Origin of the sequence: Salinivibrio sp. IB574 (genome assembly GCF_001996205.1) — a bacterium.
Lineage (GTDB): Bacteria > Pseudomonadota > Gammaproteobacteria > Enterobacterales > Vibrionaceae > Salinivibrio > Salinivibrio proteolyticus.
In genome coordinates, this window is record NZ_MUFN01000059.1 from 1 (window position 1) to 5,445 (window position 5,445).

Annotated in this window: 5 protein-coding genes and 1 pseudogene; all 6 read left to right on the forward strand. The window is 46.6% G+C overall.

What is annotated here, in order from left to right:
* The first annotated feature begins 145 nt into the window (after positions 1 to 145).
* The gene (locus tag BZJ17_RS16800) at positions 146 to 1,069 is read left to right on the forward strand and encodes an ankyrin repeat domain-containing protein (protein WP_241836839.1); all 924 of its coding nucleotides are present in this window, start codon (positions 146 to 148) and stop codon (positions 1,067 to 1,069) included.
* Positions 1,070 to 1,083: 14 nt separating this feature from the next.
* Positions 1,084 to 2,019 carry an ankyrin repeat domain-containing protein gene (locus tag BZJ17_RS16805; protein ID WP_241836840.1) on the forward strand — a complete coding sequence of 312 codons (936 nt, stop codon included), beginning with the start codon at positions 1,084 to 1,086 and terminating at the stop codon, positions 2,017 to 2,019.
* 14 nt (positions 2,020 to 2,033) lie between these two features.
* On the forward strand, positions 2,034 to 2,969 hold the full coding sequence (locus tag BZJ17_RS16810; protein WP_241836841.1) for an ankyrin repeat domain-containing protein: 936 nt from the start codon (positions 2,034 to 2,036) through the stop codon (positions 2,967 to 2,969).
* 29 nt (positions 2,970 to 2,998) lie between these two features.
* The gene (locus BZJ17_RS16815) at positions 2,999 to 3,727 is read left to right on the forward strand and encodes a DUF4123 domain-containing protein (protein ID WP_077641498.1); all 729 of its coding nucleotides are present in this window, start codon (positions 2,999 to 3,001) and stop codon (positions 3,725 to 3,727) included.
* A 2-nt stretch (positions 3,728 to 3,729) separates the two neighbouring features.
* Positions 3,730 to 4,629: a DUF4123 domain-containing protein gene (locus BZJ17_RS16820; protein WP_077641499.1), complete on the forward strand. Its 900-nt coding sequence runs from the start codon at positions 3,730 to 3,732 to the stop codon at positions 4,627 to 4,629.
* Positions 4,626 to 5,445, forward strand: a pseudogene (locus BZJ17_RS16825) (hypothetical protein); the annotation flags it as partial. The gene BZJ17_RS16820 and the pseudogene BZJ17_RS16825, both read left to right, overlap by 4 nt.

The following is a 5,445-nucleotide window of genomic DNA, read 5'->3' on the forward strand; positions in this document are numbered from 1 at the left end:
AAGGCTATTTAAAACGAAGTGAATGTAAGCTTGTGGGTGAAAATGAATTGGTTGCACCGCAATCCGAGGCATCTAAACGTCAGGATGAAAAGATACTGCGAGAGCGTTATGGCATTGATACCAATCTATAAGCGAGGCCTATAAGGTGTTAAAGGTAACAGCCATCGGAATAGGGATTGTGCTTTTGCTCTGGGTAGCAAAAGCCGGCGCTTTTAATCTATTCCGCAGTAAACCCTATCCAGAGGTCTTTTTTGAGGGGGAATTATTAGCCGTTGCCGAAGCAATTAAAGCTCATGATATCGATAAAGCGAAAGCATTGGCGGAAAAACTGTCAGATATTGATGCGCCAGGCAACGAGAGTTTTACCCTGTTAGCGTTTGCCGTCGCTGATACCAATATTCCAGCCATCAAAATGTTGATGGCGCTAGGAGCCGACCCTGCCACCAAATTCGGTAAAGGCGAGGAGGCACAGTCTGTTGCTTACTTTGCCATGTGGCGCAAAACGACAGATGCACTTAAAGCGATGTTGGAAGCGGGAATGGATCCGAATTTGACCGATGAATATGGTGAGACGCTGATTTTTGATGTGCCAGACCTAGAAGATAATGACGCGCTGACATTATTGGTTGAGTTTGGCGCGAATGTAAATGCCAGAAACGGTTTAGGACAAACACCGCTATTAGATTTCATCAGAGTAAACATGGATGAAGTGCTTTATCTCTTGGATAACGGTGCCGATCCTTTTGTGATAGACAATGGTGGACTGAGTGCAGCCTATTCGGTTCAACAGTCACTAGATAGCATGGATAAATCCACCGACGCGTATCAAAAAATTCTGAACATTCAGCAGAAGATGATTGCGCTCGGTGTAAAGTTTCCCGCTTTAACGCCATATGGAGAGCGTTATCGACTCGATATTGTGTGGTGTGACGACCCTGAAGGCTATTTAACACGCAGTGAATGTAAGCTTGTGGGTGAAAATGAATTGGTTGCACCGCAATCAGACGCATCTAAACGGCAGGATGAAAAGATACTGCGAGAGCGTTATGGCATTGACGCCAAATTATAAGCGAGGCCTATAAGGTGTTAAAGGTAACAGCCATCGGAATAGGGATTGTGCTTTTGCTCTGGGTAGCAAAAGCCGGCGCTTTTAATTTATTCCGCAGTAAACCCTATCCAGAGGTCTTTTTTGAGGGGGAATTATTAGCCGTTGCCGAAGCAATTAAAGCCCATGATATCGATAAAGCGAAAGCGTTAGCGGAAAAACTGCCAGATATTGATGCTCACGGTAATGACCATTTTACCCTGTTAGCATTTGCGGTGGCTGATACCAATATTCCAGCTATCAAGATGCTGATGGCGCTAGGGGCTGACCCTGCCGCCAAAATTGATGACGCCGTGATAGCCGGTACAGATGTTTCCGAAACGGTGGCGCATTTAGCGATGAGGCTTAAAACCACAGAGCCACTAAGAGCAATGTTGGAAGCTGGCATGAATACCGAAATAAAGAGAGGCAGTGGTACGCTGATCTTTGATGTACCGAACCTAGAAGACAATGACGCACTGAAACTGTTGGTTGAGTTTGGCGCCGATGTGAATGCTAAGGCGAGTTTAGAACAAACACCGTTATTAGACTTTATCAGCGTAAAGTTCGATGAAGCGTTGTATCTGTTAGATCATGGCGCTGATCCTTTTGTTATGAAAAATGGTGGATTAACGGCCGCTTACTTAGTTCAAGATCGCTTGGAGAGCATGGATAAATCCAGCGAGGCGTATCAAAAAATGCTGAACATTCAGCAGAAGATGATTGATCTCGGTGTAAAGTTTCCCGCTTTAACGCCATATGGAGAGCGTTATCGACTCGATATTGTGTGGTGTGACGACCCTGAAGGCTATTTAACACGCAGTGAATGTAAGCTTGTGGGTGAAAATGAATTGGTTGCACCGCAATCCGAGGCATCTAAACGTCAGGATGAAAAGATACTGCGAGAGCGTTATGGCATTGATACCAATCTATAAGCGAGGCCTATAAGGTGTTAAAGGTAACAGCCATCGGAATAGGGATTGTGCTTTTGCTCTGGGTAGCAAAAGCCGGCGCTTTTAATCTATTCCGCAGTAAACCCTATCCAGAGGTCTTTTTTGAGGGGGATTTATTAGCCGTTGCCCAAGCAATTAAAGCTCATGATATCGATAAAGCGAAAGCATTGGCGGAAAAACTGCCAGATATTGATGCTCACGGTAATGACCATTTTACTCTTTTAGCCTTTGCCGTCGCTGATACCAATATTCCAGCCATCAAAATGTTGATGGCGCTGGGGGCTGACCCTGCCACCAAAATTGATGACGCCGTGATAGCCGGTACGGATGTATCAGAAACGGTGGCGCATTTAGCGATGAGGCTTAAAACCACAGAGCCACTAAGAGCAATGTTGGAAGCTGGTATGGATACCGAAATAAAGAGAGGCAGTGGTACGCTAATTTTTGATGTGCCGAACCTAGAAGACAATGACGCACTGAAACTGTTGGTTGAGTTTGGCGCGGATGTAAATGCCAGAACCGGTGTAGGAAAAACACCACTATTGCATTTTATTAGTGTGATGTTTGATGAAGTGCTTTATCTCTTGGAGAACGGAGCCGATCCTTTTGTGATAGACAATGGTGGACTGAGTGCAGCCTATTCGGTTCAACAGTCACTAGATAGCATGGATAAATCCACCGACGCGTATCAAAAAATGCTGAAAATTCAGCAGAAGATGATTGCGCTCGGTGTACAGTTTCCCGCTTTGACGCCATACGGAGAGCGTTTTAGAAACAATATTGTGTACTGTGTTAAGCCAAGAGGCTATCGCCCTCGCGAAGAGTGTGAAGAGGAAGGGACGCATCCCTATCTAAAACCGCAATCCGAGGCATCTAAAAAGCAGGATGAAAAGATACTGCGAGAGCGTTATGGCATTGACGCCAAATTATAAATATTAATAGAGTCAGTTAGGCATTTTATATGGTAGATACGCATAAAACCCCCTTTGAAGTATTGTCACAATCAAAAGATAAACTGTTTTATTTTATTTTTGATGCTGTGCAAAACCCCGAAGCCAGAGCATTCTGGGAAGCGATGGTGTCTGGCAACGATGTGGCGTGGGAGTATCTTTATCAGGGTACAGAGTATGCACACCTTATGGATGCCTCACCACTCATCATTGAGATCAAAGAAGGTCAGCCTGGAGAAACACTACTTTATTGGATCCACGATTATACCCAACGCTTCCCAAATGCCGGTCTTGTTGGCGTTTATAATGGCTCGATGGCTTCGCTTCATTCTCACTGGCAACAATGGGTGAGTATTATCGATAAGTCAGGCACATCCCGAATGCTGCGCTTCTACGACACCAGTGTGTTGCTAGAACTTTTTGACGTTCTCACCGATGGTCAGAGAGGCGCATTTATAGGGGCGCATGAGGCACTCTATATGCCGGATGTGATTGATGACAAGCCGATGCTTTTACCGTGTTGGGATGAGGAAACGGGTTCGCCTTGGGCGCCACAAGACGCCCTGTCGTCGTCCATCGTCTTAACGCCTGAACAGCACGATATTTTCTTCTGGCCAGAAAGAGTTGAAGAGCTAATTGCGTCTGTTTACTCTGACTTAGCCCCTAATTACGCATGGTTACTGAAAAGGCAAAACGTTAGAAACTGCTTTATCGAAGGCCTGCATATTGCCACAGAGTAAATATGATGTCTAATCAAGCGTCCGAGAATGCACTAATCAATCGGTTATCAGCACCGTTTTGCGCGGTGGTTGATGCCGCTGTGTGTCCGCAAGTCTTCCAAGCAATCGATGACGACGCACTCGCGATCCATCGGTTGTATTGGGGCGAAATGGGCGAGATCCACCATTCGCTATCGCCTTACTTGCTGGTTAATCCCAGCATCGATTGGCTAGTAACGCTGAGTGAAGAACAGCCGAACTGGGGCATCGCCTTTGTGTTTGATGATCCGCTTATCAACCAAGATGAAGAGAGCCTCTTCATTCGTGCGAAGCGTTTTTGGCAAACGTGGATACAGGTTAAAGATACCTATCAACAAACCGTATTGCTCCGATTGTTCGATAGGCAGGTGTTTCAAGCGTTATGGCAGGCCTCGTCAGATACAGAAAAGCAGGCATTAAGCGGGCCATTTAAATATGCGCTGTTCGGTACACTTAATGATACCGAGGGAGAAACCCTCCCTTTGCGTCCAGAAGCGGCAGAGAAGGCCACCTGTCCGCCATTGCCGCGTGCGCTGAGCGAGGCGCAATATGCCGCTCTCTTGAATCTATCACTGCCAAAACAGTATCAAGCCTACAAAACCCATCTACAGACCCACCATGAGCGCACACAAGCATGGCCAGAGACGCAATGGACGCAATTCATTGAAACCGGTGTGAGCGAAGCAAGCGCCAACGGGTTTCAGCAACAGCAAGATATTGTTCGTTTTCTTAGCTTAAAAGTCGAGCTAGGCGATACCTTCTATCAAGAGGCGTGGGCACAGAAGATCATTACCCGACCCATTATCGATGGGCAAAAAACGCCTATGGATCGTCTATTTGAGCAAGCTTTAATTTTACTAGATAAGGAATCTTCGTCGTCATGAGCAGTAATGCAAAGGCCGCTTTGCTCTCGAGTTCACAGGCCGCCCAACAAAACTTTTCAACAGACAACGTATTAGAAGGCGGCTGCGTCGAGTGTGCCTGTGAAACGTTTATTCGTTACCATTACGACGATGATAAGCCCGTGCCCAATGCCCCCTTTGTGTTGACTGATAGCAAAAAAACGCAAATTGAAGGGAAAACCGACGACCAGGGGCTGTGCAAGATCCAGAACATGGGGTGTGGGGGCTATGAGATTTTGCTACAAGAGGGAGACGATGAGTTCGAGCCAGAAGAAGTGCTGGAGAACAACCCCGTCCTGCAAGACTCGCCGGAATACGCGGCACTGGCTGGCGAATACTTCGCCCTCTATACCCTTTTAAATCGTAAAGGCTATCTGTTTTACGATGCAGACGACAGCTCGGCGGATAGCATTGACGTTGATCGAAGCTGGACAAAGTGGATCCCCGATGACTATGAGCCCGCTTATGAGCGGTTTTGGGTTCTTCACCGTGAAATAAACCAAGGAACACGCAAGCAAAAAGAAGCGGTTCAAAAAATGTATAGCAGCCTAGCCGGTGAGACGGCAGGTATGGCGCAAGATAATCCAGCCTTATTGTTATTTGTTGAAATCGCGTTAGGTTGCGTCCCTGTGGTCGGGCAGGCTATTGATTTATATGATTTGGGCGATTGGAGCTGGCGGACTTACGAGCAAGAGTCGTTGGATAATTGGCATTGGGCCGAGGGAACCTTGATTGCCATCGGTTTCGTGCCTGGGTTAGGGGATGCGGCGAAAAAAACCGGCTGTGCCATTTTAGATG